Source organism: Allomesorhizobium camelthorni (assembly GCF_011045125.1).
Taxonomy (GTDB): Bacteria; Pseudomonadota; Alphaproteobacteria; order Rhizobiales; family Rhizobiaceae; genus Allomesorhizobium; species Allomesorhizobium camelthorni.
Window position 1 is genome coordinate 1 of the sequence record NZ_JAAKZF010000297.1, and the last position, 833, is coordinate 833.

Below are 833 nucleotides of genomic sequence, written 5' to 3' on the forward strand. Positions count from 1 at the left end.
TATCAAATATGAGGAGGTCTACCTGCATGCCTATACCAGCGTGCCGGAGGCCCGCACAGCGATCGCCCGGTATCTGATCTTTTACAATCCTGTTTCATAACACCCATCTCTCTATGTCGTTGAAGTGAATAGGTTTTGCTGATCGGGATGCGATCCCGTGGGGTATTTTTGGTTCTGCCGCGCGCGGTGAACGATCTGCTGAGCATCCGGTTTTCCAAGCTCTGATCGTCTGAAGATCCACGGCCCATCCGGCAAAGGATGAAGGCCTTCGATCTTTCCTGCTTCGGCGGCAAGCCTGAGCGTCTTCGGCGTGATGCCGAGCAGGCGAGCTGCCTTGTTCAGATTGAGCCATGGTTCGATGCCGTCCGCCGCCGGTCGGAAGACCGGGATCTTGCGATACGATCGAAGCGCGGTGACCCGCTCACGTGTCCATCGATTGCCGTTGCCGGTCACCAGACCGTTGCGGTTGAGAATGCCGGCAATCACGTCATCACTGGCGATGAGGATCAGTTGGCGAACCGCCGTGACGATGTCGCCGGGAGTGGCATTGCGCTGCCCACGACGCCGCTTCGGCAGACGCAGTTCGGTATGGACACCCCCAATCCAATGGATCAGCAGCACGATCTCGGATGCCGCATCGTCGATATCGGCGACCACCTCATGGATGACGGTCCGCACGATGCGCTTCTTGAGCCTTGCGTCTGTCGTCGGCGCCGCCCACACAGCCTTGAGATCGGCGACGAGCGCGGTGAGGTCCGTTGCCGACAGGGGTGATGGTTCCGGCGTCGTGGCATCATGCGCGGCAACCCTGCTCTCGATGTCGCCGACGCGAC

Annotated in this window: 1 pseudogene; it reads right to left on the reverse strand. The window is 59.9% G+C overall.

The annotated features are described in order from the left end of the window. Window positions 1-111: 111 nt before the first annotated feature. A pseudogene (locus tag G6N73_RS35990) lies at window positions 112-833 on the reverse strand (recombinase family protein); the annotation flags it as partial.